This is a genomic window from Amycolatopsis nigrescens CSC17Ta-90, from assembly GCF_000384315.1.
GTDB classification, from domain to species: domain Bacteria; phylum Actinomycetota; class Actinomycetes; order Mycobacteriales; family Pseudonocardiaceae; genus Amycolatopsis; species Amycolatopsis nigrescens.
Window position 1 is genome coordinate 2469363 of sequence record NZ_ARVW01000001.1, and the last position, 26890, is coordinate 2496252.

A 26890-nucleotide genomic window follows, 5' to 3' on the forward strand; every position below is an offset into this window, starting at 1 on the left:
TCAGCGGCGCCCGCGACCGCGCGGTGCCGGACCAGGCGGCGGGGTCTGCGGCGGACCCTGCGGGTAGCCCGGGTCCTGGCCGTAGGGATCCGGGTGACCCTGGCGCTTGAAGTCGTCGTACGGGTTGTCGTTGACCTCGCGGTAGATCATCGAGTGCACGCGCTCCACCTTCGGGATGTCGTCGAAGCGCAGCGGCTCGTCCGAGGCGGACTCGACGATCAGCGTGCCGCAGCCGAACACCCGGTCCAACAGGCCGTGCTCGAACTGCACGCTGTTGATCCTGGACATCGGGATGTCGATGCCGGTCCGCTTGACCACGCCCTCGCGGAAGATCATCCGGTCCGTGGTGACGATGAAGTGCGTGGTGCGCCAGCGCACCAGCGGCGTCAGGAACCGCCACACGATCAGCAGCAGGGCCACCACGCCGATGGCGATCAGCGAGACCAGGTTCCACGGGGCGTCCAGGTCCCTGGCCAGCAGCGCCAGCCAGATGCCCCCGCCGAGCACCACGATCAGCACTAGCAGCGGCGCGACCAGCATCTTGAAATGCGGATGACTGTGCACCACGACTTGCTCGCCTGAACTGAGCAGATCGTCTGGATAGGCCACGTCGGACGCTCCCCGAACTCGAGTCAGCTGACGGCCTTACGGTACCGGCGATCCCGCCGGACGGCGGTTCGCGACCCACGTCCCGCGGCTATTGGTCGGCCGTGCGCAGGTGAACAACGTCACCGGCGAAGATGGTCCGCGGCCTGCCGTCCTGGCCGACCAGCAGCAGCTGGCCGGAGGAGTCCACGTCCGCGGCCGTGCCGTGCAGCTGCCCGCCGTCCGGCAGCATGATCTTCACCTGCTGGCCGAGGGTCGCGCAGTGCTTGCGGTAGTCGTCCAGCATCCCGGCCTTGGCCAGGTTGCCGCCACCGGCCCGCCAGCGCGCCTCCCGGTCGGCGAGCGCGGCCAGCAGCAGGGCGGACACCGCGGTCCGGTCGGTGGTCTTCGCGCCCTCTTCGCCAAGTGACGTGGCGGGCAGCCCACCTGGCCCCGGCGGCACGTGCTCGCGCGAGGGCCGCAGGTTCAGCCCGATGCCGAGCACCACCGCGAGTTCCTCGGAGGCCACCGCTTCGGACAGGATGCCGGCGCACTTGCGCGCGTCCGGCCCGGCCAGCACGTCGTTCGGCCACTTCAGCACCGCGTACACGCCGAGTTCGGCGGCCAGGTCCATCACCGCCAGCCCGGCGACGATGGACAACGAGCCCACGTCGGCGAAGGACACTTCACGCGGCCGAAGCAGCAGGCTGACGTAGATGCCGGCGTCCTTCGGCGAGCTCCAGTGCCTCGCCCGCCGGCCCACCCCTGCGGTCTGCTCCGCGGCGATCAGCACGGTCCGGTCCGCGGCACCGTCGGCGGCGGCCGCGCGCAGGTCGGCATTGGTGGAGCCGGTGCTCGCCACCACCTTGACGTTGTCGTACGGGCCCGCCGGTGCCTCGAGTTCCGCACGCAGCCTGGTGCCGTCTATCTCGGTCATCCGCTCAGCGTAATGAGGCACTGCCCACTGAGGCAGCGTACTTTCCCGCTTTCGTGTTCGTTGTGTACTTGTGGACCGCGCACGCCCTTCTCCTAATGTTGACGAGGTGACGACCTCCCCCACCGGCCGGACCTGGGTCCGCGGCGCGATCGGCCGCGCGCTGATCGCACTCATCATGGTCGGCGCGCTGGTGACCTCCGGCTGGCTGCTGACCCGCGACCAGGAACCGGCGCCGGTCGCGCAGTCCGCCCCGGTGCCGGACGTGCCCACCGCCGGCGGCGGCTCGGTGCCGGCCGGGCCCTCGGTGCTCGAAGCCAGCGCTCCGGTCCAGGCCGAAGCGCCGGACGAGGGCCGCAAGGCGCTGGACGCCTGGGCCGCCGGGATGAGCGGGCCGCTGGACATTCCGGCCCGCGCGCTCGCCGGCTACGCCACCGGCGAGCTGGTGCTGCGGACCGAACGGCCGGGCTGTCACCTGTCCTGGGTGACGCTGGCCGGGCTTGGCAAGGCCGGTTCGGACCACGGCCGGTTCGGTGGCGGGCAGCTGGCCGAGGACGGCAAGGCGGTAAAGCCGCTGGGCGCGGTGCCGCTGCAGGGTGCCGCCGGCGAGGCCGCCGCCGAACAGCGCAGCGGGCCGATGCAGCTCTCCGCGGCGGAGTGGAAACGCGGCGGCGACGCGATTCCGGGCAGCGCGGAGCCGAACATCCAGGACATCGACGACGCCTCCGTCGCGGCGGGCCGGGTGCTCTGCGCCACGGGTGACCTCACCGCCGGCAACGGCTGGTGGAAGGCGATCCAGACCTACCGCGACTCCGACCTGTTCCGCCAGCAGGTGCTCGGCAACGCGCAGCTCTACGCGGCGCTTTCACTGGCGCCGCAGAACGCGGGCAACGCGGCCACCATGGCCACCCGGTTCGCGCTGGACCAGCTCGGCCTGCCCTACGTCTGGGGCGGCAACGGCCCGGACGGCGGCGCGGCCGGGTTCGACTGCTCCGGGCTGACCAAGGCCTCCTACGACAGCGCCGGGCTTTCCCTGCCGCGCACCGCGGACAGCCAGTTCCGCGCGTTGCCGCCGGTGCCGGGCGGGCAGGAGCCGGCGCTGGGCGACCTGGTCTTCTACGGCAGCCCGGCCACCCGGATCCACCACGTCGGCCTCTACCTCGGCAACGGCCTGATGATCAACGCGCCCACCGAGGGCCAGGCGATCCAGATCCACACCTACCACCGCAAGGGCGACGACTACGCCGGGGCCGCCCGGCCCTGACCGCGTCGCGACCCCGTCTCGTCTTCGCCGGAGGAGATCATGTCCGGGTGTCGCAGAGGGCGGCGTCGACGACGGTGGTCATGTCGGCGTTGAGGGCGGGCAGGGGGCTGTTGACGACGACCGTGGCGTGTCGGCCGTCGGCGGTGGCCATGGTGACCTCCCCGAATCCCGCGGTACCCCCGTAATGCCCGATGGCCTCACCGCCGCAGGACAGTCTGAGCTGGTAAAGCCCGAGCCCGTAGCCGTCGGCCTTCTGGTCCACGGTGATGGGCATGAACCGGGTCATCTCGGCCATCTCAGCCGGCGGCAGGAGCCTGCCATCGGCGAGCGCTTGCGCGAAGGCGGTCATGTCGTCGGGGGTGGAGACCATGCTGCCGGCAGCGCCCATGTAGGAGGGTTCGTTGAGCGCCTCGGTGACATCGATCCACACCCCGAGGGCGCGCACCCCGATGTAGCCGTTGACGTGCGGGGCAGGCATGGCCTTGTGCCCTGCGGCCGGGTAGGAGGTGTGGGCGAGCCCGAGCGGGCGGATGATCCGGTTGGTGATCTCATCGCCGACCCCGCGGCCGGTGACCTTCTCGACCAGCATGCCCGCGATGGTGTAGTTGGTGTTCGAGTACTCCCACCGCGTCCCCGGCGGGAAGTGCGGCCGCTCGGTCAGCGCCTCCCGCACCAGTTCCGCTGGCATCCAGGTGCGCTGGTGCAGCAGTGGGTTGTACAGCCCGCCGTGGTGTGGCAGCGGTGTCAGGTAATCGGCGATCCCGGACGTGTGCTGCAGGATCTGGCGCACGGTGATCGTGTTGCCGTCGTAGCCGTTGCCGTCGACCAGCCCGGGCAGATACCGCTCGATCGGGGCGTCCAGTCGGACCCGGCCCTCCGCGACCAGTTGCAGCACCACGGTGGACACGAAGGTCTTGGTGTAGCTGCCGATCTGCACGTGATCGGCACGCTGGAAGGTGCGCTGGGCGCCGACCTCGGTCGTGCCGGAGGTCACCTGCCACGTGCGGTGGTGGTCGCCGGCGACCACCTCGCCACCCGGCGCCCCAGGCGAGCCGCCCACCAGATCGTCCAACTTCCGCTGCGTGAGCGCGTGCGAATCCTCCGCGACCGGTGCCGCTTGGGCCGGGCACGGCACGACGACGATGGCCAACCCCGCAACCGTGGCAAGGACTCCGCCCCACCTGGCGTTCCCGCGCATCCTCTCTCCCCTTCATCCAGTCCCGTCCGAGACAGGCAGATCCGGAGGACGCTAACGGCACGCGATGAAACTCGGCTAGCCCGACTGACGGCGGGACTGGAGCGCGGCTTCGATGTCCTCGAATCTGGACACGTACGACTGGTAATCGTTGTCCGGGCCGGGCTCTCGTGGTGTGCGCGGCGCCTTCACTGGCGCCGTTGCTAGTATGCTAGCATCAGCTCGTGGGAGATGAGGACGTCAAGCAGTTCAACGTGTACCTGCCGATCGGGTTGATCAAGCAGGTCAAGCACCACGCCATCGAGACGGGCTCGTCCCTCTCGGCGCTGGTCGCAGACGCACTGCGCGCCTACCTCGACGACACCCACGACCAACGGCAACCGCCCGGAAAGGAGACCTGACGTGACCACCGAAGGGATCGAGGCCGTGTTCCTGGAAACCCACAACTGGGGCAAGGCCGCGAAGTTCTTCCAGGCACTGGGTTTCAAGCTGGAATTCGAAACCGACCACAACTCCGGCCAGCTTCGAAACGGCGACGGTCCCTACGTGTTCATCGCCGAGGTTCCCGAGGACCGTGCTCCCCAGACCCGGATGGTGCTGAAAGTTCCGGACGCCGACGCGTTCCGGCCCGACGCCGCCGTGGAGGTCGTCACCCCGTTCGAGCCCACCCACTACGGCACCCGGGAAATGACCGTCCGCGACCCCGACGGGCGCCTGTGGAGCCTCCAGGCACCGGCCGCGAAATGACCGCACAGACCGGTGCGCCGGACAACACGGCGGTGCGAGTCGCCCTGTGGCGGGCGATGCACGTCGGCGTCGACGCGCCGCCGCACGTGCTCGAAGACGAAGTCGGCCTGCGGCTCGCCGCCCCCGGTGAGGGCTGGCGTCAGCGCCAGGACATGGACCCGGACGCCACCAGGAATCTGCGGGCGGCCATCGTGGCCCGCGCGCGCTTCGTCGAGGACCTGGTCACCGAGCAGGCCACGGACGGGGTCGGGGTCGGCCAGTACGTCATCCTTGGCGCCGGCCTGGACACCTTCGCCCAGCGCAGGCCGGAGATCGCCGCCCGGCTCCGGGTGTTCGAGATCGACCAGCCCGACACCCAGGCATGGAAGCGCCGGCGTCTGCTCGAACTCGGTTACCACATCCCCGACTGGCTGCGGCTGGTGCCGGTCGATTTCGAGACCGGCCAGTCCTGGTGGGAACGGCTGATCGCGGCCGGCTTCGACCAGGACCGGCCCGCGGTCGTGGTCTCCACCGGCGTCACCATGTACCTCACGAAGGACGCCACCGCGGCCACCCTGCGCCGGCTCGCCGGACTCGCCGCGGGCTCGACGCTGGCCATGACCTTCCTGCTGCCGGCCGAACTTCTCGACGACGCGGACCGTCCCGGACTCCGGACGAGCGAGAACGGCGCCAAGTCCGCCGGAACGCCGTTCATCAGTTTCTACACCCCGCGGGAGATGCTGGCGCTGGCCATCGACAGCGGCTTCGAAGATGCCCGGCACGTGCCGGGAACCGCACTGGCCGAGCGCTATTTCACCGGTCGGCCCGACGGGCTCCGCCCTTCCAGCGGCGAAGACTTCCTGCTGGCCACCACCTGAGCACTCACCTGGTCACCGGTTCCGGCGACCGGGATCGAGGAGCCGGTCGGCGTCCACCACCGCGCCAAGCGCTCCCCTCAGGGCGCCGACGCACAGCTCGCGCAGTTCGTCGCGGGAGAAACCCTCGTTGGTCAGCCAGTCCACGCAGACCACCCGGACGAACACCAGCCAGCCCATCAGCGCGACCGACGCCAGTTCCCTGGGACGGCCTTCGAGCCCGGTCGCGTCGAGCACGCGCCGGCGCAGCTCGGCCAGCTCGTCGGTGATGATGGCCTGGATCATCGGGTCGCCGGCGAGCACCCGGTTCGCCGCCAGCACGGTGTTCCGGTTCGCGACGAAGTAGTCGAAATGCGCGTCCAGCCCGGCTGCCACCTGATCGAGCAGCGGGCCGGCCTGGTCGAGCTGGGTGATCGCCAGCAGCCGGTCCGCGGCCTGCTGGTAGATCGCGGCGAAAAGGTCCCGCTTGCCGGGGAAATAGCGATACAGCAGCGCGCGGGAAACCCCGGCGCGCTGGGCGACGTCCTCCATGAACACCTCGTCGTACGGCTTCGCGGCGAACAGCCGAGCCCCGGTTTCGAGCAGCTGGCTGCGGCGCTCGGCTGGGTCGAGCCTTCGACGTGCGGTCACGATCCCCACACTACTTGACAGGTGTCTACTACCAGTTCTACGTTCGTCTTACTAGACATGTGTCTACTAGGCGAAGGGGGCCGGTATGGCCAGGCTTCTCAAGGGACTCGCGCTGGCCATGGGGATCGCCTGCGTGGCGATCGGCGTCTTCCACTTCGCCCTCGGTATCGACTCCGTACCCGGCGAGGGTTCAGCCGGCGCGACCGTCGACAGCCGGGAGCGGTTCTACGGGGCGCTCTTCCTCGGCTACGGCCTGGCCTGGATCTGGACGGCGAGGCAGTCCCCGATCCCTTCGAAGGTGGTGCGGTGGCTGACCGGCATCTTCCTGCTCGGCGCGGTCGGCCGGCTGCTGTCACTGGCGATCTACGGCTGGCCGCAGTGGTTCCAGATCGCCCTGACGGTCATCGAACTCGTGCTGCCCCCGCTGTACTTCTGGCTGTCGACCGCGGACGAGAAGGCCCGAGCATCAGCTTGACGCTATATACGTCCGAGGCAATACTTTTCCCATGGACGTGTTCGAAGCCGTCGCCGAACCGAACCGGCGGGCCCTGCTGGACGCACTCGCCGAGGGCGAACGGTCCGCGGGTGAGCTGGTCGCGACGCTGCCCGGGCTGACCCAGCCCGCGGTGTCCCGGCATCTGCGGATCCTGCGGGAGGTCGACCTGGTCGAGGTCCGCCCGGACGGGCAGCGCCGGATCTACGCGCTGCGCGCGGACGGGCTGCTGGAGATCGACGAGTGGATCGGCCGCTACCGCCGCTACTGGGCCCGGCATCTCGGCGCGCTGGAACAACATCTGGCGAACACGCACCCGAAGCGGGAAGGAAAGTCGTGAGCCATCGCCTCGGGGAGCTGACGCTGGACGGCGAGCGCGCGATCCTCACCTTCGTCCGGCACCTGCCGTATCCGGTCGAAGCGGTGTGGTCGGCCATCGCCGATCCGGCGCAGCGAGCCGCCTGGTTCGGCGAAACCAGCATCGACGGCCGCGCCGGCGGCGTCATCGACATGGTCCCGTCGGAGCCGCCGGGGACGGCCGAGCAGAAGCGGATGACCGGCCGGATCCTGGTCTGGGATCCGCCGCACGTGCTGGAACACGAGTGGTACCAGTCCCTCATCGGGGACAGCGTGGTCCGGTACGAGCTGGCGCGCGAAGGCGACAGCACCGTGCTCACCTTCACCCATCGCGGGCTGGGGGTCCGCAACGCGAAGGGCTTCACCCCCGGCACGCACGCCTACCTCGACCGGCTGGAGTCGTATCTCGCCGGAACGGCCCTGCCCTCCTGGCTCGAGCGCTACCAGGAGGTCGCCCCCGATTACGCCGCATCGCGAAGGCAGACGGAGGTATCACCCTGAACCGGTTACCAGGACGGGATTTGCGGGATCCGCGGTACCAGTGAGCTCGGCGGCGGACCGTCCGGGCCCGCCACCAGCCGGACCACCACGCCCTTGTCCGTGGCGCTCACCAGTTGCATCGCGAGCACCCCGGTCTGCGCTTCCGGTGCAGTCGGCTCACCGCCGCTGGTGCACCTCGATCCACCGCCACCGCTGTAGAACGTGAGCACGCAGCCGCCTTTGAGCTCACCGGAACCGCCGCCGCCATCCGTCTCGGTCTTGAAGCTGAGCCCGGCCGCGTCCAAGGTGACCACCGACAGCTTCGTGATCCCGCCGCCATGGCCGCCCACCGGGATGTCGGCCGGAGCGGACACCAGCACCTCGCAGTTCCCGTCCGTGCAGGCGGTGAAGTCCGTGCCGTCCGCCGCGACCGGCGCGGCACTGCTCGGCGGGGCGGCGGGAACATCCGGCGCGGCGGCATCATCAGCACCGTCAGAACCGCCGGAGCCGCACCCGGCGAGCGCCAGTGCGGCGCCCAGCATCGTGAGCATGGCCTTCGCCTGCCTGGAGTTCCGCATCCGAGTCACCCTTTCACCACGAACGGCCAGGAGGCTAGCCAACACCGCCGGGAGGGGTCCCGGGCCGCCGTGTCCGGTTGCGGCCAGCTCCCGCGATCTTGCGCGGGCGACGGGACTCGTGTTTCATGGCTCCCGCGGATCGCGTATCGGCGGCAGGTGGACGTCGTCGGCATGGAGGCCCGCGGAGCAAGGGATCTCCTTGTGACCAAAGAAAAAGAGTTCGTACTCGAAGAATTCCTGGAACTGCAACGCGCGATCATCGCGGAGTTCCGGGCGAACAACGGAAAAGTGGGCGGCATGTTCGAGGGCGCGACCCTGGTGCTGCTCACCACCACCGGCGCGAAAACCGGCAAGCCCCGCACGGTGCCACTGGGCTACCTGGAGGTCGGCGGGCAGGCACTGGTTATCGCGTCGGCGGGCGGTGGTCCGGCGAATCCTGGCTGGTACCACAACATTCGCCACAACCCGATGGTCACCGTGGAGCTCGGCGCCGAGACCTACCCGGCCACCGCGGTCATCCCGCCCGCCGGGGAACGCGACCGGCTCTTCGCGCTGGCGGCCGAAGCCGCCCCCGGCTACGCGGACTACCAGGCCGGCACCACCCGCGTGCTGCCGGTCGTCACCCTGCACCGGGTGACATAGCCCGCGGCGGAACGGGTCAGGCGGAGACGCGCTGGCCGACGACCTTGGACCCGGGCAGCAGGCCGGCCTTCGAACTGCCGGTCATGCTGTCCCCGTCCACGGTCACGTCGAACTTCAGGGTCAGCTTGGCCGGTTTGGTCACCACCTGCGACCAGGTCAGCCGGTTGCCCTTGAGCACGGGGTTGTTCAGCACCACCCGCTCTGGCCCGTTCTCCGCGCTGCCCTGCAGAACGCCATCCTTTGTGGACAGTTCGAGTACGACGTCGTGCCGGCCGATCGGCGTGGCGATGGTGAGGTTCCAGGTGCCATCGACGGTCATCCGCGAGGTCCTTTCCGTTCCGGCGGGCAACGGCGCGATACCGGCCCGTGCACCACGTTCGGGCAACGGGCGACCCCTGGACAAGAGGCACCGTTCCCAACTCACCGGTGATCCGGTCCCAGCCCAACCGGCAAATAGCCGACTATTTGCCCTCAGGCGGCGAGGTCGAAGCGGGTGAGCTCGGCGCGGGAGGCGACGCCGAGCTTGGGGTACGCCTTGTACAGGTGGTAGCCCACGGTCCTGGGGCTGAGAAAGAGCTGTGCGCCGATGTCCCGGTTGCTCAGCCCGGTGGCGGCCAGCCGGACCACCTGCAGCTCCTGCGGGGTGAGCCTGGCCAGCGGGTCCGGCCCGTGCTCCCGCGCGGTCCGGCTCTCCCCGGTGGCGCGCAGCTCGGTGCCGGCCCGCTCCGCCCACGGCGTAGCGCCGAGCCGCTCGAAGGTCTCCCCCGCCGAGCGGAGCCTGCCGCGGGCGTCCGTCCGGCGGCGCGCCCGGCGCAGCCATTCGCCGTAGAGCAACTCGGTGCGTGCCCGCTCGAACGGCCGCGTGCCGTCCCGGCCGTGCGCCCGGAGCGCCTCGGTGAACAGTGCGTCGGCGTCTTCGACGAGCAGCGCCTGGCAGCGCAGCGCCACCGCCTCCGCCCACGATTGTCCACTGTGGACCGACCAGTCCCGGTAGCTCGCGGTCGCCGCCTCGGCCAGGTCGCCGCGCCCGGACCGGACCGCGGCCTCCACCAGATCGGGCAGCCCGGCCGCCACCTCCAGCCCGCCGGGAACCGAGTGGTACTCCGACATCCTGCCCAGCACGGCCTCGTGCCTGCCGAGGCCGAGATCGAGCAGGCCGAGCGCGAGCCAAGCCCGTACCGCACCGGCCGGGCCGCCTTCCGCGGCCGCGTCCGCCGCCAGCTCGGCGCACCGGCGCTCGGCGCCCTCGATCGCGGCCAGCCGCGCCAGCACCCCGGACAGGCGGCCGGCGTGCTGCCGCTGCCCGATCTCCTTCGCGAGCCGCAGCCCTTCGGTGGCACCGGCCAGCGCGTCGTGCGGCCGCCCGAGGTGCAGCTCGGTCTCCGCGAGCACGGCCAGCGCGGACGGCAGCACGCCCAGCGCGCCACCCGCCCTGCCGGCCCGCACCACGCCGGCGGCCAGCTCGTGCGCGGCGAGGTCCGCACCGCGCAGCAGCTGCCAGCCCGCCACGGCGACCCGGTCCCGCGGCTCCGAAAGTCCGCCGGCCGAGGCCAGCAGTTCGCGCAGCGCGTCCAGGGCACCGGGCGCGCCGGTGCGCAGGGCGGCCAGCCGGCGAACCCGGCCGTCCTGGTCGAGGCCCAGCCGTCCCGCCTCGCGCACCGCCCGCTCGATCGCGGCCGGATCGCTTGCCGCCCAAGCGGTTTCCACCGCCGAGAAGAACATCCGGCGCGCCGTCTCCGGTGCCCGCGCCGCGGCCGGCACCGCCGCGTCGGCCAGTATCCCGTGCGCTTCTGCCGGCCGGCCCCGCTCGTCCGCGACGGCCGCTCTGATCAGCGCGACCTCGCCGAGCGCCACCGGGTCGGTGAGCAGCCCTGCGGCCTGGTCGGCCAGTGTCGCCGCCCAGTCCAGCTGCCCGGACTCGGCCGCGGCCCGCGCCGCGGCGGCCAGTCGCCTGCCACGCTCGGCGGGCCCGGTGCTGAGCGCGGCCGCCTGCTGGTAGGCCGCCGCGGCTGGGGCGGCGTGCCCGCCGTGGGCCCGGCCGTCTTCGGCGGTGCGCTCCAGCATGGCCGCGATCTCTTCGTCCGGCCCGGTGCTGCCCGCGGCCAGGTGCCAGGCACGCCGCCCGGCATCGGCCCGCTCGTCCAGCACGTCGGCGAGCGCCTGGTGCGCGGCCAGCTTCCGGTCCAGCGGCGCGCCCTGGTAGACGGCCGCCCTGATCAGCGGATGCACGAATCCGATGCAGCCCTCGTTGAACATCAGCAGCTCGTGGTCCTGCGCGAGCTGCAGGTCCGCGGCTGACGAACCGAGCCGCTCGGCCGCCTTGACCACGTTGCCGGTGTCGCAGGAACCGTCCGCGGCGGCGACCAGCAGCAGGTCGCGGGTGCGCTCGGGAAGTACCGCAACCCGGTCCGCGAAGGACTGCTGGATCCGGCTGTGCACGGGCAGCCCCGCCACCCCGTACGGATGGCTCGGCGTGAAGCTCTGCCGCCTCGCCACCGCCATTTCCCGCAGAGCCAGCGGGTTTCCCCTCGCCTGTTCGAGGATCTGCCGCTTCTCGTGCTGAGGCAGCCCGCCGCCGTGCACGGCGAGCACCGCCTCCGCCGCTTCAGTGTCCAAACAGGACAGACGAAGCTCGGGCAGCCCGGTCGCCGGGAACGCCGGCCCGTGCGGCTCCCGGACGGCGAAGACCAGCACCACGCCCTCGGCCTCGAGCCGCCGGGCGGCGAACAGCAGCGCGTCCGTGGACGCCTGGTCGAACCAGTGCGCGTCGTCCACCAGGCAGAGCAGCGGGCGCTCCTCGGCCACGTCCGCGAGCAGGGTCAGCACGGCGAGGCCGACCAGGAACCGGTCGCTCCCGGCGGCCGGGTCCACCACGGCCAGCCCGAGCGCGCCGCGCAAAGCCCGCGCCTGCGCCGGCGGCAACCCGTCGATCCGGTCGAAATGCCGGTTGAACAACAGGTGCAGTCCGGCGAACGGGAGCGCGACCTCCGCCTCGATCCCGGTGCCGGTCAGCACGCGCAGCCCGGTCGCCGACGCGGCCGCATGATCGAGGAGCACCGTCTTGCCGATGCCGGCCTCCCCGCGCACCACCAGCACCCCGCTACGCCCCGCCCGCGCCCCGTCGATCAGCCGCTCCACCTCGGCCTTCTCCTCGCCCCTCCCATACAACACCCCCGCAGGCTACCCACCGCGCGCGTGTTGGCCAGCTGCGCGCGCGTGTTGGCCAGCTGTGCGCACGACCAGCTAGTCCGCGACCGTGATGACCATGGCCACCCGCAGGCCCATCGTGCCGGCGTACCGCTGGAGCTGGGACACCCGTACCTCGCTGCGCACGCCCTGCTCCAGGCGGCAGATCGTGGCCGGGTCGACGCCCATTCGCCCGGCCACCTCCTTCTGGCTGAGGCCGCGCCGGTTGCGCAGCCGGACCAGCTCGGCCATCAGCCACACGAATTCGGCGCCATTGGGCTCGGCGAGCGGCGGCCCCAGGTCAGGCCGCAGGCCGGCCACGCTCGGCTCTTCGGCGGGCGACAACGCGTCGGTGCTCACTGGTTGGCCACCTCGTCGCAGGCATGGCAGTCGTAGATGTGCGGAGCCCTGTCCCGGCGGCGCACCCGGTGCCAGCCGCCGCACAGCAGGTGCACGACCGTCCCGGCAGGCGGCTCGGCGTCGAGCCGCGTGCGGTGCCGCGTGCCCTTCCTGATCGGCCGGTAACCCGCCGGACGAGTGTCCACCGCGCGCCGTCCCGACCTGCTGAGCACCGCGGAAGTCGCGATGCACCGTTGGCAACGGCTCTGCGATGAGCCGATCAGGTCGTTCGTCCTGGCGTCTGCGACTTTGCCGCAGATCGCCGTGATCACCGTGCCGTCCCGGCCGTGCACCACCCTGGCCAGGTGATGGCACACCCCATCGATGTTCTGGTACTGAATCCCGTCACCCCGCGACGCTGTGCCCATCACGAGCAGTCACCTCCTGTGTCGGACGTGACGCTAAGACCGGTTCAAGCGGCAGCGGTTGACAAGTTGTCAACCCTTGCCGACACCGAACCGGTTCTTCAGACTGCTCAGCTCCCAGACCTTCGTGCGTGCCCTGCCATCGAGCGCGAAGAGGAGTTCGCGCGCGATGGGGTCGTGGTGCACACGCTGAGGCGCGATCCGCTCTGCCGCGTCGAGGTGGCGGACCGCGTCCCAGTCGCGAGCCCCGTCCTCTTGAGCCAGCGCGCGGGCGAGATCGTAATGCCAGGCGGCTCGCCGGTTCGGGCTGTCCAGCACGTCCAGGTTGGCGGGCTCGCGCTGGGCACGCTCATAGGCGGCGGCGCCCTGGCCGAGTTCGACCCCGATCGAAACCGTCCACGCACTGACGTTGCTGGGACCGAAATGCTGAAGTAAGCCGTTCTGCTCGCCGATCCGCGTCGCGATCGCGCGAGCTTCACGGAGATGGTCCTCGGCGGCATCCGGTCGATTCGATCGAGCCGACTCAAGCGCGGACGTGAGGTGAAGAAGGCCGTACATCTCGGCGCCGAGTGTGTCGTCCGCACCCGGATCCGCCGCCCCGGCCAGCTCTTCAGTCGCCGTGGTGAGAGTGGCCGATGCCCGCCGGCGCGCACCCATCCGCATCAGCGACAGGGCGTGGTACCAGCGGGCGAACCCCAGCAGGCGCGGATCGTCGAGACGCCGTGCCGCATCGAGTCCCCGCCGCGCGGCCTCCACCGCCAATTGCGGGTGGCCAAGATTCTTGGTGATCTCGTAGGCGACCAGACATGCCTCGACCAGCACAGCGAGGGCTTGCCGCTGCGTCCCTTCATCTCCAGTGGCCACGGTGACCTGTAGCTCCGTCAGCAAGGCCCCAAGCTCGCGTCCGGCGATCTCATATCGGGTGCGGTCACGATGCAGGTTCGCGGCACGCACCTGACGTGCCAGCTCATCCACCGGCCTGGCCGGCTGGTCGGGAACATCGACGAGATCACAGTCGAACAGGGCCAGTTCGATCGGCGGGATGGTGCCGATGGCGGCAGCCGATGGCCCATCCGAAGGCGGATAGGGCTCGCCCGTCAGATCAACGACCGAACATCCGATCGCATCGGCGATGTCGTCCAGCAAACCGCGCCGGTCGACCGCACGCTGACCGTTCTCGATCTTCGACAGATACGACTTCGATATCCCGGCCAAACCCGCGGCGGTGTCGAGGTTCATCCCTCGGCGACGGCGAACAGTCCGGATACGGCGACCGATCTCGGAACGCTCGAAGAGATTTCCCGTCCGTGCCACGACAACACCTCTCTCGCAGGACTCTGCCTTCTCCACATGGCCACCGAGGAGACCGATTCAGCGTAACCGCTACCCGAACGTATGAGCAGTGCTCAACCGGCGTAGGGGCGGACGGCTTTGGCGTCGCGGACGGCGTGCGCCCACCAGGTGAGCTGGTCGAGCAGCGCCTTGGCGGCCGCGTTGCTCGGGTCCGGGTCGATCGGCAGGCCCTCGGCGTCGAACAGCGCGCCGGCGTTGTGGAAGCTGACCGTCTCGCGGACGGTGATCGCGTGCACCTCGGCGAAAACCGGCCGGAGGTGCTCAACCGCACGCAGGCCACCCGCCATTCCGCCGTAGGCCACGAAACCGACCGGCTTGGCCTGCCATTCTGCGTGGTGCCAATCGATCGCGCTCTTCAGCGACGCCGGGAAGCTGTGGTTGTACTCGGGCGTGACCACCACGAACGCGTCCGCCGCGGCCAGCCGGGGCGACAGCGCCCGCACCTCGGGCCCTGGCGGGTCGCCGAATCCGCCGAGCGCGTCCGGCAGCCCCGCCTCGGCCAGGTCGATCACGTCGACCACCAGGTCCGCGCGCTGCCCGGCCTGGCCGGCGAACCAGTTCGCCACGATCGGGCCGAAGCGTCCCTTCCGGGTGCTGCCGATGATCACGGCCAGGGTGAGCGGGTGTTCGGTCATGTCGTGCTCCTGTAGTTCGTTCGGTCGCTTCGCACCGAAGCTAGGAGCCGGCACCACCACCGGGCATCAGTCAGATGACCGGGTTCCGGTATTACCGTCGGCCGACTGATGCGAGCCGTCCCCGCGGATTCCTAACGTCGAAGGCATGAAACACGTGCACACCCTCCCCGAAATCACCCGACCCGACGCCGGCCTGGTGCTGTCCAGCGAATGGACCGTGCCGGCCGGGCGGCAGACCGACGCGATGGACGCCGCGATGACCGCCTGGGAGCACACCCCCTGGCCGGACGGCCTGCTCAGCTACACCGTGTACGCCGGCACCGACGGCACCACCCTGCTGCACTACTCGCAGTGGACTGGTGAGGACGCGGTCGACAAGTTCTCCGCCGTCGACCCGCCGGAGCGGGTCCGGGGCATCCTCGACGCGGTGCCGGGAATCGAGCGGCACGGCGTCACCCGGTACCGGCTGCACCGCAGCGGCGGCCGGCACGACCCGGCCGAACCGCCAGGGGCCATCGTGGTGGTCGGCTTCGAAACCGAGGACAGGGCCGCCGCCACCGGGCTGGTCGACCAGCTGGTGGACGGCAGGCTGGACGAGGCGCCGGACACCCCCGCGACCACCGACCTCGGCGTGCACTTCCACGTCGCCCTCGACGGCCACCGGATCCTCAACTACACCCAGTGGCCGGACGAGCAGGCGCATCAGCAGGTGGTCGACAACCTCTTGCAGGACAACGGCGCCGTGATGGGGCTGATCAACAGCTCGGCCGGAGTGCGGCCGCTCGGCTTCAAGCGGTACCTGCGGTGGCGCGGCGTCACCGGCTAAAGGGATAGACCCGCTTCCAGCTGGGCCAGGGCCTGGTCCAGCTCGGCGACCACGTCCAGCTCGGGCCGCGTGCCCGAGTCGAACCACACCGCCAGCGCGACCCCGCACACCGTCCGCGCCACGTTCCGCACGGCGACGTCCCCGGGGTCGCGCCCGGTCCGTTTCGCGGCCAGCTCGGTGACCAGCCGCATGGCGCCGGTGAGGTTGCCGAGGTTGGCCGCCCACAGTTCGGGCACGGTCAGGGTGAGCACCTCACGTTCACGGCGCGCGGCGAACTCGTCCGGCGGCATGTCTTCGAAGACCGCCAGGAACGCGCGGCGGAACGCCTCGACCACGCTCAGCCCGGCCGGCTGCTCCCCGAACGCCTTCGTGAACTCATCGAGCAGCGAGTGGTAGCCGGTGAGGTCGGCCAGATCCTCTTTCGTCGGGAAGTACCGGAACACGGTGCTGGGCGCGACCTCGGCCGCCTCCGCGATCTGCTCGACCGTGGTCGCGGCGTAGCCCCGTTCGCGGAACAGCCGCAGGGCGTGCCGCTGGATCTCGTTCCTGGTCCTGGCCTTCTTGCGGGCACGCAGGCCACTCGCGGGCTGGTTTTGGTCGGGCACCGGCACAGCCTAACGCCGGATGGCACTCCTGGCAGTCCACCTCTATTTGATTGCTTACTATCATTTAGGAGTCTACTATCATAATCTCCTACCGAGGAGGCCCGCCATGACCGACACCGAGCCGATCGCCATGCCCACCGCCCGGACCGCCGGCTGTCCGTTCGACCCGCCCGCCGAGTACCAGCGGTTGCCGCCGCTGTCCCCGATGCGCTACCCGGACGGCCATGCCGGCTGGCTGGTCAGCGAGCACGCCACCAGCAGGCGGGTGCTGTCGGACCCCCGGTTCAGCCACCGGCCCGAGCTGCGGCACGCCCCGATCCGGGACAGCAACCCCGGCGGCCGCGGGCAACCGGCAGGGCCCGGCTGGTTCCCGCTGATGGACGCGCCGGAGCACACCCGGTACCGGCGGTTGCTCACCGGCTGGTTCACCGTGCGCCGGATGCGGCTGCTCGAACCGCGGATCGCCGAGATCACCGCCGACCACCTGGACGCGATGGCCGAAACGGGACCACCGGCCGATCTCGTGCCCGCCTTCGCGCTGCCCATCCCGTCGCTGGTGATCTGCGAGCTGCTGGGAGTGCCCTACCGGGACCGGGCGGCGTTCCAGGAGCGGACCGCACTCGTCGTCGACATGGACCGGACACCCGATGAGGTCGCCGACGCCAGCGCCGCACTCGTCGGGTATCTCGGCGACCTGGTCCGGCACAAGCGCCGCCACCCCACCGACGACCTGCTCGGCGCGCTGGCCGCGGAGAGCGGGCTGACCGACGACGAACTGGCCGTCATCGGCGTGGTGATGCTGGTCGCCGGGCACGAGACCACCGCGAACATGATCGCGCTGGGCGTGTTCGCCCTGCTGGAGAACCCCGGGCAGCTCACCGCGCTCCGCTACGGGCGGACCGCGGCCGAGCGGGCGGTCGACGAGTTGCTGCGCTACTTGACGATCCTCCAGTTCGGCGTGCACCGGGCCGCACTGGAGGACGTCGACCTCGACGGCACGATGATCCACAAAGGACAGACAGTCACCGTCGCATTGCCCGCGGCCAACCGCGACCCGGTGACCTTTCCCGAGCCGGACGTCCTGCGCTTGGACCGCGACGGCGCCCGGCACCATCTGGCCTTCGGTCACGGCGTGCACCAGTGCCTCGGCCAGCAACTCGCCAGGAGCGAGCTGCGGATCGCCTACTCGGGGCTGTTCGCGCGCTTTCCGGCGCTTCGCCTCGCCCTACCGGCCGCCGAGATTCCCTTGCTGGCCAACAACATGACCTATGGCGTGCGGCGACTCCCGGTCGCATGGTAACGACAAGGCTTGCGCCGTACATGCCTTGCTGGTTATATTCCTCTCATGGCAACAACGTTCGAAGTGCTCGCCGAGCCCCGTCGCAGGCAGATCCTGGACCTGCTGCGGGGCGGCGAGCGTCCGGTCGGCGACCTGGTCGAGCGGCTCACCCTGACCCAGCCCGCGGTCTCGAAGCACCTGAAGGTGCTCCGGCAGGCGGGACTGGTGGAGGTCCGGCACGACGCGCAGCGCCGGTGGTACCGGCTCCGGCTGCAGCCGCTGGTCGAAATCGACGCCTGGCTCGCGCCCTACCGGCAGCTGTGGAACAACAGCCTGGACGCACTCGAACGCCACCTCGACGAAATGCCGGACGAGCCGGAAAACGGCTGAGCGGCACCGCGAACCCGAGAGGAATATCGTGCGAACGAACTGGGCGACCCTGGACGCCACAGACGGAAAACCCGTGCTGCGACTGGAACGCCGGCTGGCACATCCGCCGGAAAAGGTGTGGCGGGCCATTTCCGATCCGGCCGAAATGGTGCACTGGTTCCCGGCCAAAGTGGAGACCGAACTCGCCGTCGGCGCCGAAATGCGCTTCACCTTCGAGGGCGAGGACGCGACCACCAGCGGGGAAATCCTGGAAATGGATCCGCCGAAGCTGTTCGTCTACCGCTGGCAGACCGACGTGCTCCGGTTCGAGCTGGTCCCCGACGGCGCCGGCTGTCACCTCTACTTCACGCACATCGTCAGCGAGGCGCTCGGCGGGCGGCAGGCGGCGGGCCGCAACGCGGCGGGCTGGGACACCTGCCTGGACGCGCTGGCCGGCCGGCTCGACGGCACCGCCCCGGCCACCGGCCCGGACGACATGCTGGCGCTGATGGAGGGCTACGCCGAGCGGTTCGGCCTCGCCGAGGGCGAAGTGCGCCGGACCGAAGACGGGTACCTGCTGCGGTTCGAACGCGATCTGGTGTGGCGGCCGATGTCCGCGGTCTGGGCGCTGATCGGCGGAGACGTCGGCCCTGGCGATCAGCCTCCGGTCGGCGCGACCAACGGCTACGTGCCGGCCGGCGGGGTCACCGAGGTCGAGTCCGAGCGCCTGCTGGCCTACCGGTGGCTGCACGACGGCGCGCCGGCCGGCGAGATCCGCTGGGAGCTGGACGCCGATCCGGAGGCTGGGCACCGGGTGGTGCTCACCCAGACCGTGCCGGCCGAGCTCGCCGGGCTGCGCGCCACCGCGCTCGCCGCCTGGCAGACCCAGATCGAGGTGCTCTTCCGCGCGCTGATGGGCGGCGAAACCTGCCCGTGGCCCACCGAACGCACCGAGGAACTGGTGCGGCGCTACACCGAACGGCTCGGCTGAGCCGGAAAGGGATCCCATGCTCGGCACCCTGCACCCGACCGAAGACGGCCGGATGTCCATCCGGTTCGAACGGACGCTGCGCCACCCGCCGGAGAAGGTCTGGCGGGCGATCACCGAGGCGGAACGGCTCAACGCCTGGTTCGCCGTCGTGGTCGACCGCGATCTAGTCCCCGGCGGCCGCGTCCGGTTCGACCTCACCCCGGAGGCCAAGCGGCGAATGGGCATCGAGGCCGGCGCGGACACCGTCTCCGAGGGCGAGGTCACCGTCTTCGAGGCGCCGGAGCGGCTGGAGTACACCTGGGCGGACGAAATCCTGCGGTGGCGGCTGAACCGGACCGACGACGGCGGCTGCCACCTGGTCTTCATCAACATCTTCGACCTCGGCGACCAGCCGGTCGGCGACTGGATGGTCGACATGGCCTCCGGCTGGCACGCCTGCCTCGACCACTTCGAAGCCTGGCTCTCCGACTCGGAGACGACCTTCTCCCCCTGGGACCGCGCCGCCGCCCTCGCCCCCTCCTACTCCCCCCTCGTCTCCTGAACCCGCGTATGCAGCGAAGGCCACCTTGCCTGCGTCCAGTGCAGGCAAGGTGGCCTTCGCTGCGTCCCCGGAAAGTCAGACCGTGGGCGGAGGTGGGGAAGAGGGAGGGCGGCTAGGTTTCGGGGTGTGGACAGGTCGCGCTCGCCCCGCCGTGCCTGGTTGCGTGGTGCGCCGGCCTACGCGCTGGACGCCGGGCTGGCGATCTTCTGGTTCACCGTCTACCTGGGCTTCGCGAACTCCAGCTCGCTCGACGGCAGCGTCGGCTTCACCGGGCCGGACTGGCTCGGCGCACTGGTCGCGGTCGCGGTGGCGCTGCCGGTCGCGCTCCGCCGGCTGTGCCCGCTCCCGGCACTCGCGCTGACCGTGGCCGGCTGCGTCGCCGCCGCCCTGCTGCACATCACCCGCGAGCCGTTCACGGCGGTCGCCTTCGTGCTGTACATGGTCGGGGTGCGGGAGACGCCGCGCCGGTCGGTGCCCGCGCTGGTCGTCACGCTGCTGACCGCCACCACCGGACTGGTGGTGTCGTTCCGGCTGGATTCCGCACTGATGGACGGGCCGGAAAACTACACGGTGATCGTCTGCCTGTGGTGCGCGATCGGCTGGGGTGCCGGGTTCATCATGCGCGTCCGGCGCGCGGAGACGGCAAGGTCGGCGCAGCGGCTGGCCGAGCAGGCGCTCACCGACGAGCGGCTGCGGATCGCCCGCGAACTGCACGACATCGTCGCGCACAGCATGAGCCTGATCGCGGTGAAGGCCGCGGTCGGCAACCACGTGGCGGTGCAACGACCGGAGGAGGCGCGCGACGCGCTGCGGGTCATCGAGGACACCAGCCGGGGCGCGCTGACCGACCTGCGCCGGATGCTCGGCGTGCTGCGGTCCGGAATGGACGGTGACGAGGAGTCCGCCGAGCTGGACCCGGCACCGGGCCCGGCCGGGCTGCCCGCACTGGCCGAGCTGGCCGAAATCGGTGGGGTGCGGGTGGAACTGACCGTGCGCGGGCTGTCCAGCCTGTCCGAGGGCGTCGGACTGGCTGTCTACCGGATCGTCCAGGAGTCGCTGACCAACGTGGTCAAGCACGCCGCACCGGCGACCTGCCGGGTGAGCGTCGAAGCGGGCCAGGAGGCGGTGCGGATCGAGGTGACCGACAGCGGCAGTGGTGGCACCGGAGGCACCGGCACCCAGCCGCCTGGGCACGGCCTGATCGGCATGCGCGAACGGGTGCTGACCTACGGCGGCGAGTTCACCGCGGGCCCGCTGCCCACCGGCGGCTTCCGGGTGCTCGCCACCCTGCCCTACGAACCACAGCCGAAGGAGATTTCCGGGTGAACCAGCCGGTCAGCGTGCTCATCGCGGACGACCAGGCCCTGCTGCGCGGCAGCTTCCGGGTGCTGCTGGAGACCGCGCCGGGGCTGCGAGTGGTCGGCGAAGCCAGCGACGGCGCCGAAGCGATTGCCGTGGCAGCGAAGGAGCGCCCCGACGTGGTGCTGATGGACGTCCGCATGCCCGGCCTGGACGGGATCGAGGCGACCAGGCGGATCTGCGCCGCCCCGGAGACCTCCGGGGTGCGGGTGCTCATCCTGACCACCTTCGACCTGGACGAGTACGTCTATTCCGCGCTGCGGGCCGGCGCGAGCGGTTTCCTGCTCAAGGACACCCCGCCCGCCGAGCTGCTCTCCGCGATCACCGTGGTGGCCTCCGGCGACAGCCTGCTCGCGCCTTCGGTGACCCGGCGGCTGATCGCCGAGTTCGCCCGCCGCCCGGAGCCGGCCCAGCTCGCATCCGGTGACCTCGACGCGCTGACCGCGCGGGAACGCGAGGTGCTCACCCTGATCGCGCGCGGGCTGTCGAACACCGAGCTCGCCGCGCATCTGCACCTCAGCCTGGCCACCGTGAAAACCCACATCGGGCACCTGCTGACCAAGCTCGACGCCAGGGACCGCGCCCAGCTGGTGATCTGCGCCTACGAAGGTGGCCTGGTGTCGATCACCGGGCGTAAGGCCTGAGGGTTCGCCGCCTGTTCACCCACCGGTCTTGCTCGCCGGTTAGCTTGCGGACGTGAACCAGGAGCTTGCCCGCCGGACCCTGCTGACCGGCGCCTTGGCGGCCGCCACGACCATCGCGGTCACCGGCACCGCCGATGCCCGCCCTCGACGGCGGCGAGTGCTGATCGCCACGAACGAGCCGTGGGGGACCTACCACGTCCGGCCGCTGCTCACCGAGGCCGAGCGCCGCGGCTGGCGGCTGACCCAGCTCGTGCCCGACCATTCCCAGGTCGAGCCGGGCGATCCGGTACCGGTCACGACGCCGCGGCGGGCACCGCACGCGGACCTGCTGGTGGTCACCGGCGCGGGCGACTGGCCCGCCGAGTGCGCGGCCCGGTTCCGGCGACTGCCGCTGGTGGCCAGTTCGCTGGCGTACCTGCAACCTCCGGAAGCCCCGCAGGCCCGGCGGTTGCGCCCCCGGCTGGCCCTGATCACCTCGTCCTCGCCCGCGGAGTCCCGCGCCTTCGCCGGTTACCTCGGCACCCGGCGCCCGATCCGCGTGGTCGGCTCCCCGCAGACCGACGACCTGCCGGTGCGCGCCCCCGAGCCGGGGCTGGTGCTGGTCCTGACCAGCGTCACCCGGCCGGACGGGACCGGGGACGCGGCGCCGGGCACCGAGCTGCTGCTGGCCGCAGCCGAACGGCTGGCGGCGGCCGGCAAGCGCGTCCTGGTCGGGCTGCATCCCCGGGAAGACCGCTCGCTCTGGGCGCGGTACGAGATCAGCGACGTGCCGTCGTTGCAGGCGTCAGCACGGGCGGAGGCCGCGATCGGCATTCCCGGCACGGTGTTCCCGCTGGTCGCCGCGGCCGGCACGCCGCTGGTCGGCTGCACCGACCCGGCCCTGCGGGTACCGGACTACCTGCGCGCGATCTGCTCGTCCACCATCGAAGACCCGGCGAAGGCGGTCTCCGCGGTGGACAACGCCGAGCTGCCGGCCGCCGAAACGCTGGCGGACGCGGTCGGCCCGATCGGCGGCTCGACCGCCCGGCTGCTCGACGCCTGGTCCCGTGTTCACCCTGGGTGACGTTGCCGACGACACACCCGCGAGGACGGCCCCGAGTAGCTAGGCTGCCCTTCCATGAGCAGTGCCACAGAGCCGATCGGGACGCCCCCAGACGAAGAGCCGGACATCCACACCACCGCCGGCAAGCTGGCCGACCTCTACCGCCGCTACGACGAGGCGGTGCACGCCGGGTCCGCCCGCGCGGTGGAACGGCAGCACGCGAAGGGCAAGAAGACCGCCCGTGAACGGATCGACCTGCTGCTCGACCCCGGCTCGTTCGTCGAGCTGGACGAGCTGGCGCGGCACCGCTCGACCAACTTCGGCCAGGACAAGAACCGCCCCTACGGCGACGGCGTGGTCACCGGCTACGGCACCGTGGACGGCCGCCCGGTCTGCGTGTTCAGCCAGGACGTGACCGTGTTCGGCGGCTCGCTCGGCGAGGTGTACGGCGAAAAGATCGTCAAGGTGATGGACCTGGCGATCAAGACCGGCAAGCCGATCATCGGCATCAACGAGGGCGGCGGCGCGCGGATCCAGGAGGGGGTCGTCTCGCTCGGCCTGTACGGCGAGATCTTCCGCCGCAACGTGCAGGCCTCCGGGGTGATCCCGCAGATCTCGCTGATCATGGGCGCGAACGCGGGCGGGCACGTCTACTCGCCGGCGCTGACCGACTTCGTGGTGATGGTCGACCAGACCTCGCACATGTTCATCACCGGCCCCGACGTGGTGAAGACGGTGACCGGCGAAGAGGTCACCTTCGAGGAGCTCGGCGGCGCGCGCACGCACAACACCAAGTCCGGCAACGCGCACTACCTCGGTTCGGACGAGGAGGACGCGATCGCCTACGTCAAGGACCTGGTCGGCTACCTGCCGCCGAACAACCTCTCCGACGCCCCGGTCTTCGACTCCCCGGAGCCGCTCGGCGAGTCGATCCCGGACGGGGTCACCGACTCCGACCGCGAGTTGGACACGCTGATCCCGGACTCGCCGAACCAGCCCTACGACATGCACGAGGTGATCACCCGCGTCGTCGACGACGGCGAGTTCCTCGAGTGCCACGAGCTGTTCGCGCCGAACATCCTGGTCGGCTTCGGCAGGGTGGACGGGCACAGCGTCGGCATCGTGGCCAACCAACCGACCCAGTTCGCCGGCTGCCTCGACATCGACGCCTCCGAGAAGGCGGCCCGGTTCGTCCGCACCTGCGACGCGTTCAACGTGCCGGTGCTGACCTTCGTCGACGTACCCGGTTTCCTGCCCGGCACCGACCAGGAGTGGAACGGCATCATCCGCCGCGGCGCGAAGCTGATCTACGCCTACGCCGAGGCGACCGTCCCGCTGGTCACCGTGATCACCCGGAAGGCCTACGGCGGCGCTTACGACGTGATGGGCTCCAAGCACCTCGGCGCGGACGTGAACCTGGCCTGGCCGACCGCGCAGGTCGCGGTGATGGGCGCGCAGGGCGCGGCGAACATCGTGCACCGCAAGCGGCTGGCCGAGGAGGCCGAGCGGCCCGGCGGCGACGTGGACTCGTTGCGCGCGGACCTGATCCAGGAGTACGAGGACACGCTGCTCAACCCGTACGCGGCGGCCGAGCGCGGTTACGTCGACTCGGTGATCGTGCCGGCGCACACCAGGGGCCACGTGGCCCGCGCGCTGACCCTGTTGCGGGACAAGCGCGAAACCCTGCCGCCCAAGAAGCACGGCAACATCCCGCTTTAAGCCCTCGTGAGTGAAAAGTGTTGCCCCGGCAACACTTTTCACTCACGACCGCACGCTGGAGGTACGCATGTCCGAGAGCGCCAGGCCGCTGCTCCGGGTGGTCCGCGGGACCCCGGACGACGCCGAGCTGGCGGCGCTGGCCGCGGTGGTCGCCGCCGCGGCCGGTGCTGGGGAGGTCAAGCCGGAACCGGCAGGCGAGTCCGAATGGGGCAGCCACGCCCGCGCGCTGCGGCAGCGCCTTTCGCCGGGCGCGGGCGCCTGGCGGGCCTCCGGGCTGCCCAGCTGAATTCGGCTGAGACTGTCGGTGCTGCCCACTAGCTTCAAGGCATGACCGACCCACTGGAACTCGCCGTGCACAACACCACCGCCGACGAACGCGCCATGCTCGAAGCCTTCCTGGACAACTACCGCGCGATCGCCGTCAGCAAGCTGTCCGGCGTGTCCGAGGCAGATGCCCGGCGGCGGCTGGTGCCCTCGGCCACCACCCTCGGCGGCCTGCTCAAGCACCTGCGCTGGGTGGAGCTGAACTGGTTCCAGCGGGTGGTGGCCGCGGTCCCCGAGGACGAGCTGCCGCCGCCACCGTGGTCCGACGCCGACCCGGACGCCGACTTCCGGATCGAGGACGACGAAACCGTCGAATCGATAATCGCCGAGTACGACGCCGAATGCGCCCGTTCACGGAAGGTCGCGCGAGCGCACGAGCTCGCCCACACCGGCACCCACCGCGTCCTCGGTGACGTATCGCTGCGCTGGGTCTACCTGCACCTGATCGAGGAGACTGCCCGGCACTGCGGGCACGCGGACATTCTGCGCGAACAGCTCGACGGCACCGTCGGCCCGGAGATCTGAGGCGTTCGCACCCCGCACAGTTACGACTTTCGGCTGTGCCGGGCGACCGCGTTCCTCCCTAGCGTGAGATGTGTCGCGAACAGCGCCACACTCGCAACACTATGGACACCGCGGTGTCCCGAGGGGGTCGTCGATGTTTCGCCGAATGCTGCCTGTTGTGGTGTTCGCCGCGGTCGCCGCCGTAGCCGGCGCGCTGCCGGCGGCGGCCGAACGCGCGCCCGCGTTCCAGGTGCGAGACGGCGTCTCCCAGCCGATCTACGCACAGGCGGACGTGGTCCGGGAGTCCGTCTGGGTGGACACCGGTATCGACCAGGACGGCAACGGCACCCCCGACCGGGTGACCGCGGACATCGTCCGGCCGGCCACCCCGGCCGGACAGCGGGTGCCGGTGATCATGGACGCCAGCCCGTACTACCAGACCCTTGGCCGTGGCAACGAGAGCGAGCTCAAGACCTACGACTCGGCCGGCAGGGTCGTGCGGTACCCGCTCTTCTACGACAACTACTTCGTGCCGCGCGGCTACGCGGTGGTGCTGCCCGACCTGGCCGGCACCTCCCGCTCGAAGGGCTGCCTCGACATCGGCGGCAAGGGTGACGTCACCTCCGGCAAGGCGGTGGTGGACTGGCTGAACGGCCGCGCCGCCGGGTACGGCGCGGTCACCGGGGGCAGCAAGGTCACCGCGAACTGGGCCACCGGCGCGGTCGGCATGATCGGCAAGTCCTGGGACGGCACGGTGGCCAACGGGGTCGCCGCGACCGGGGTGGACGGCCTGCGCACGATCGTGCCGATCGCCGCGATCAGCTCCTGGTACGACTACTACCGCTCGGACGGCGTTTCCTTCGCCGGGGCCAACCCGACCGGGCTGGTGCAGAGCCAGGAGAACGCCGACGCCCGCGCCAACTGCTCCGGTGTGCGACGCCAGATCACCAACGGCGCCACCGCGAACGGCGATGTCACTCCGATGTGGACAGACCGGGACTTCGTGCGCGACGCGAGCAAGGTCAAGGCGAGCGTGTTCGTGGTGCACGGCCAGAACGACTTGAACGTCAAGACGATCAACTACGGCCAGTGGTGGGACGCGCTCGGCGCGGCCGGCGTGCCGCGCAAGATCTGGCTCTCGCAGACCGCGCACATCGACCCGTTCGACTTCCGCCGCGCGGAGTGGGTGGACACCCTGCACCGCTGGTTCGACCGCTGGCTGCTGGACGTGCCGAACGGGATCGAGAACGAGCCGCAGGCTTCCGTGGAGCGCAAGCCGGACGTGTGGGCCGACGACCAGAACTGGCCGCCGTCGGGCACCACCGCCACCCGGTTGTACCCGGTCTCCGGCAGCACCCCCGGCGTCGGCGGCCTGCGCGAAGGCGCGCCGGGCACCGGCAAGGAGTCGCTGACCGACGACGGTCGGAGCACTTCGGAGAACTGGATCGCCCAGCCGGACGCCACCTCGTCTTCGCGGGTGCTGTTCAACACCGGCCCGTTGGCCTCGGACCTGCGCGTGTCCGGCACCGGCAAGGTGACGGTCAGCGTGACCCCGTCCACCACCACCGCGCATGTTTCCGCGGCGCTGGTGGACTACGGGCCGGCGACCATCCGCACCGACCCCGGCATCCGCAACACCGACCGCGAGACCTGCTGGGGCGAAAACCGGCCCGGCGACGACGGCTGCTACAAGGAAACCGAAGCGACCAGCGCCGACGTGAATTCGGAGATCCTCGCTCGCGGCTGGGCCGACCTGGCCAACTACAAGTCGTTGAGCAGGCCGGAGCCGCTGCGCGCCGGCACGACCTACCAGCTGACCTTCGACCTGGCCACCGTGGACCACGTGGTACCGGCCGGGCATCGGCTGGCACTGGTCATCGGCGGCGCGGACCGCTCGTTCATCCCCGCCCCGGCCAAGCTGCCGAAGCTCACCGTCAACCTCCCCGGCACCTCCGTCCTCCTCCCCCTCACCCGCTAACCCCTCTTTTCC

At 70.8% G+C, this 26890-nt stretch carries 32 protein-coding genes; 20 read left to right on the forward strand and 12 right to left on the reverse strand.

What is annotated here, in order from left to right:
- Both AMYNI_RS0111390 and AMYNI_RS0111395 read right to left on the reverse strand, forming a co-directional pair.
- The gene (locus tag AMYNI_RS0111390; protein WP_020668138.1) at positions 1 to 609 is read right to left on the reverse strand and encodes a PH domain-containing protein; all 609 of its coding nucleotides are present in this window, start codon (positions 607 to 609) and stop codon (positions 1 to 3) included.
- Between the two features lie 88 nt (positions 610 to 697).
- Positions 698 to 1522, reverse strand: coding sequence for a biotin--[acetyl-CoA-carboxylase] ligase (locus AMYNI_RS0111395; RefSeq protein WP_020668139.1), 825 nt, complete (start codon positions 1520 to 1522; stop codon positions 698 to 700).
- Between the two features lie 106 nt (positions 1523 to 1628).
- Here AMYNI_RS0111395 and AMYNI_RS0111400 point away from each other — a divergent pair, with 106 nt between their 5' ends.
- Positions 1629 to 2783 (forward strand): C40 family peptidase, encoded by a 1155-nt coding sequence (locus AMYNI_RS0111400; protein ID WP_020668140.1) that lies wholly within the window; start codon positions 1629 to 1631, stop codon positions 2781 to 2783.
- A 37-nt stretch (positions 2784 to 2820) separates the two neighbouring features.
- Here AMYNI_RS0111400 and AMYNI_RS0111405 read toward each other — a convergent pair whose 3' ends face one another.
- Positions 2821 to 3933 (reverse strand): serine hydrolase domain-containing protein, encoded by a 1113-nt coding sequence (locus AMYNI_RS0111405; protein ID WP_020668141.1) that lies wholly within the window; start codon positions 3931 to 3933, stop codon positions 2821 to 2823.
- Positions 3934 to 4202: 269 nt separating this feature from the next.
- Between AMYNI_RS0111405 and AMYNI_RS0111410 the strand changes: the two genes are divergently transcribed.
- From AMYNI_RS0111410 to AMYNI_RS0111420, 3 genes are read left to right on the forward strand one after another with little or no spacing between them, the layout of a single operon-like run.
- Entirely contained in the window at positions 4203 to 4379 is a 177-nt protein-coding gene (locus tag AMYNI_RS0111410; RefSeq protein WP_020668142.1) for a ribbon-helix-helix domain-containing protein, read from the forward strand.
- Position 4380: 1 nt separating this feature from the next.
- A complete protein-coding gene (locus AMYNI_RS0111415) occupies positions 4381 to 4725 on the forward strand; it encodes a VOC family protein (protein WP_020668143.1) in 345 nt (114 codons plus the stop codon).
- Positions 4722 to 5582 (forward strand): class I SAM-dependent methyltransferase, encoded by an 861-nt coding sequence (locus tag AMYNI_RS0111420; protein ID WP_020668144.1) that lies wholly within the window; start codon positions 4722 to 4724, stop codon positions 5580 to 5582. Before AMYNI_RS0111415 ends, AMYNI_RS0111420 begins: the two co-directional genes overlap by 4 nt.
- A 12-nt stretch (positions 5583 to 5594) precedes the next feature.
- On the opposite strand, the gene AMYNI_RS0111425 is transcribed toward AMYNI_RS0111420, so the two are convergent.
- Positions 5595 to 6209 (reverse strand): TetR/AcrR family transcriptional regulator, encoded by a 615-nt coding sequence (locus AMYNI_RS0111425; RefSeq protein ID WP_040406799.1) that lies wholly within the window; start codon positions 6207 to 6209, stop codon positions 5595 to 5597.
- Positions 6210 to 6294: 85 nt separating this feature from the next.
- Between AMYNI_RS0111425 and AMYNI_RS0111430 the strand changes: the two genes are divergently transcribed.
- The 3 genes from AMYNI_RS0111430 to AMYNI_RS0111440 are packed head-to-tail and all read left to right on the forward strand — an operon-like array spanning position 6295 to position 7560.
- Entirely contained in the window at positions 6295 to 6684 is a 390-nt protein-coding gene (locus AMYNI_RS0111430) for a DUF4345 domain-containing protein (protein ID WP_020668146.1), read from the forward strand.
- A gap of 31 nt (positions 6685 to 6715) precedes the next feature.
- On the forward strand, positions 6716 to 7042 hold the full coding sequence (locus AMYNI_RS0111435; protein ID WP_020668147.1) for an ArsR/SmtB family transcription factor: 327 nt from the start codon (positions 6716 to 6718) through the stop codon (positions 7040 to 7042).
- Positions 7039 to 7560 (forward strand): SRPBCC family protein, encoded by a 522-nt coding sequence (locus AMYNI_RS0111440; protein ID WP_020668148.1) that lies wholly within the window; start codon positions 7039 to 7041, stop codon positions 7558 to 7560. The genes AMYNI_RS0111435 and AMYNI_RS0111440 overlap by 4 nt, the downstream gene beginning before the upstream one ends.
- Before the next feature lie 5 nt (positions 7561 to 7565).
- Here AMYNI_RS0111440 and AMYNI_RS44380 read toward each other — a convergent pair whose 3' ends face one another.
- Entirely contained in the window at positions 7566 to 8117 is a 552-nt protein-coding gene (locus AMYNI_RS44380) for a hypothetical protein (RefSeq protein ID WP_020668149.1), read from the reverse strand.
- Positions 8118 to 8318: 201 nt separating this feature from the next.
- Between AMYNI_RS44380 and AMYNI_RS0111450 the strand changes: the two genes are divergently transcribed.
- Positions 8319 to 8759, forward strand: coding sequence for a nitroreductase family deazaflavin-dependent oxidoreductase (locus AMYNI_RS0111450; protein ID WP_020668150.1), 441 nt, complete (start codon positions 8319 to 8321; stop codon positions 8757 to 8759).
- 16 nt (positions 8760 to 8775) lie between these two features.
- Here the strand turns inward: AMYNI_RS0111450 and AMYNI_RS0111455 are convergent, their stop codons facing one another.
- The 6 genes from AMYNI_RS0111455 to AMYNI_RS0111480 all read right to left on the reverse strand — a co-directional run bounded on the left by AMYNI_RS0111455 (position 8776) and on the right by AMYNI_RS0111480 (position 14697).
- Positions 8776 to 9078 (reverse strand): hypothetical protein, encoded by a 303-nt coding sequence (locus AMYNI_RS0111455; RefSeq protein ID WP_020668151.1) that lies wholly within the window; start codon positions 9076 to 9078, stop codon positions 8776 to 8778.
- Positions 9079 to 9230: 152 nt separating this feature from the next.
- A complete protein-coding gene (locus AMYNI_RS50515) occupies positions 9231 to 11930 on the reverse strand; it encodes a helix-turn-helix transcriptional regulator (RefSeq protein ID WP_026360313.1) in 2700 nt (899 codons plus the stop codon).
- Between the two features lie 72 nt (positions 11931 to 12002).
- Positions 12003 to 12305: a helix-turn-helix domain-containing protein gene (locus tag AMYNI_RS50110; RefSeq protein WP_020668153.1), complete on the reverse strand. Its 303-nt coding sequence runs from the start codon at positions 12303 to 12305 to the stop codon at positions 12003 to 12005.
- Positions 12302 to 12712: a hypothetical protein gene (locus tag AMYNI_RS0111470; protein WP_020668154.1), complete on the reverse strand. Its 411-nt coding sequence runs from the start codon at positions 12710 to 12712 to the stop codon at positions 12302 to 12304. The genes AMYNI_RS50110 and AMYNI_RS0111470 overlap by 4 nt, the downstream gene beginning before the upstream one ends.
- A gap of 69 nt (positions 12713 to 12781) precedes the next feature.
- Complete coding sequence (locus tag AMYNI_RS0111475) at positions 12782 to 14023, reverse strand: helix-turn-helix domain-containing protein (protein ID WP_157357326.1); 1242 nt, start codon at positions 14021 to 14023, stop codon at positions 12782 to 12784.
- Between the two features lie 92 nt (positions 14024 to 14115).
- Positions 14116 to 14697, reverse strand: coding sequence for an NADPH-dependent FMN reductase (locus tag AMYNI_RS0111480; protein WP_020668156.1), 582 nt, complete (start codon positions 14695 to 14697; stop codon positions 14116 to 14118).
- 145 nt (positions 14698 to 14842) lie between these two features.
- Between AMYNI_RS0111480 and AMYNI_RS0111485 the strand changes: the two genes are divergently transcribed.
- The gene (locus AMYNI_RS0111485; RefSeq protein ID WP_020668157.1) at positions 14843 to 15523 is read left to right on the forward strand and encodes a hypothetical protein; all 681 of its coding nucleotides are present in this window, start codon (positions 14843 to 14845) and stop codon (positions 15521 to 15523) included.
- Here the strand turns inward: AMYNI_RS0111485 and AMYNI_RS0111490 are convergent.
- Complete coding sequence (locus tag AMYNI_RS0111490) at positions 15520 to 16128, reverse strand: acyl-CoA-like ligand-binding transcription factor (protein WP_040406801.1); 609 nt, start codon at positions 16126 to 16128, stop codon at positions 15520 to 15522. The two genes, AMYNI_RS0111485 and AMYNI_RS0111490, sit on opposite strands and share 4 nt — an antisense overlap.
- 106 nt (positions 16129 to 16234) lie before the next feature.
- Here AMYNI_RS0111490 and AMYNI_RS0111495 point away from each other — a divergent pair, with 106 nt between their 5' ends.
- The 11 genes from AMYNI_RS0111495 (at position 16235) to AMYNI_RS0111545 (ending at position 26878) form a co-directional block, all read left to right on the forward strand.
- A complete protein-coding gene (locus tag AMYNI_RS0111495; RefSeq protein ID WP_020668159.1) occupies positions 16235 to 17428 on the forward strand; it encodes a cytochrome P450 in 1194 nt (397 codons plus the stop codon).
- Between the two features lie 45 nt (positions 17429 to 17473).
- On the forward strand, positions 17474 to 17797 hold the full coding sequence (locus tag AMYNI_RS0111500) for an ArsR/SmtB family transcription factor (protein WP_026360314.1): 324 nt from the start codon (positions 17474 to 17476) through the stop codon (positions 17795 to 17797).
- A 28-nt stretch (positions 17798 to 17825) separates the two neighbouring features.
- Positions 17826 to 18767 carry an SRPBCC family protein gene (locus tag AMYNI_RS0111505; RefSeq protein WP_169515735.1) on the forward strand — a complete coding sequence of 314 codons (942 nt, stop codon included), beginning with the start codon at positions 17826 to 17828 and terminating at the stop codon, positions 18765 to 18767.
- Between the two features lie 16 nt (positions 18768 to 18783).
- A complete protein-coding gene (locus tag AMYNI_RS0111510; RefSeq protein WP_020668162.1) occupies positions 18784 to 19308 on the forward strand; it encodes an SRPBCC family protein in 525 nt (174 codons plus the stop codon).
- 126 nt (positions 19309 to 19434) lie between these two features.
- Positions 19435 to 20634 (forward strand): sensor histidine kinase, encoded by a 1200-nt coding sequence (locus AMYNI_RS0111515; RefSeq protein WP_020668163.1) that lies wholly within the window; start codon positions 19435 to 19437, stop codon positions 20632 to 20634.
- The gene (locus AMYNI_RS0111520) at positions 20631 to 21311 is read left to right on the forward strand and encodes a response regulator (protein ID WP_020668164.1); all 681 of its coding nucleotides are present in this window, start codon (positions 20631 to 20633) and stop codon (positions 21309 to 21311) included. Before AMYNI_RS0111515 ends, AMYNI_RS0111520 begins: the two co-directional genes overlap by 4 nt.
- A 52-nt stretch (positions 21312 to 21363) precedes the next feature.
- The gene (locus AMYNI_RS0111525; RefSeq protein ID WP_020668165.1) at positions 21364 to 22374 is read left to right on the forward strand and encodes a hypothetical protein; all 1011 of its coding nucleotides are present in this window, start codon (positions 21364 to 21366) and stop codon (positions 22372 to 22374) included.
- A gap of 54 nt (positions 22375 to 22428) precedes the next feature.
- The gene (locus AMYNI_RS0111530; RefSeq protein ID WP_020668166.1) at positions 22429 to 24072 is read left to right on the forward strand and encodes an acyl-CoA carboxylase subunit beta; all 1644 of its coding nucleotides are present in this window, start codon (positions 22429 to 22431) and stop codon (positions 24070 to 24072) included.
- A gap of 67 nt (positions 24073 to 24139) precedes the next feature.
- The gene (locus tag AMYNI_RS0111535; RefSeq protein WP_020668167.1) at positions 24140 to 24358 is read left to right on the forward strand and encodes an acyl-CoA carboxylase epsilon subunit; all 219 of its coding nucleotides are present in this window, start codon (positions 24140 to 24142) and stop codon (positions 24356 to 24358) included.
- 41 nt (positions 24359 to 24399) lie between these two features.
- Positions 24400 to 24921, forward strand: coding sequence for a DinB family protein (locus tag AMYNI_RS0111540; RefSeq protein ID WP_020668168.1), 522 nt, complete (start codon positions 24400 to 24402; stop codon positions 24919 to 24921).
- Between the two features lie 145 nt (positions 24922 to 25066).
- A complete protein-coding gene (locus AMYNI_RS0111545) occupies positions 25067 to 26878 on the forward strand; it encodes a Xaa-Pro dipeptidyl-peptidase (protein ID WP_040405681.1) in 1812 nt (603 codons plus the stop codon).
- Positions 26879 to 26890 lie beyond the last annotated feature (12 nt).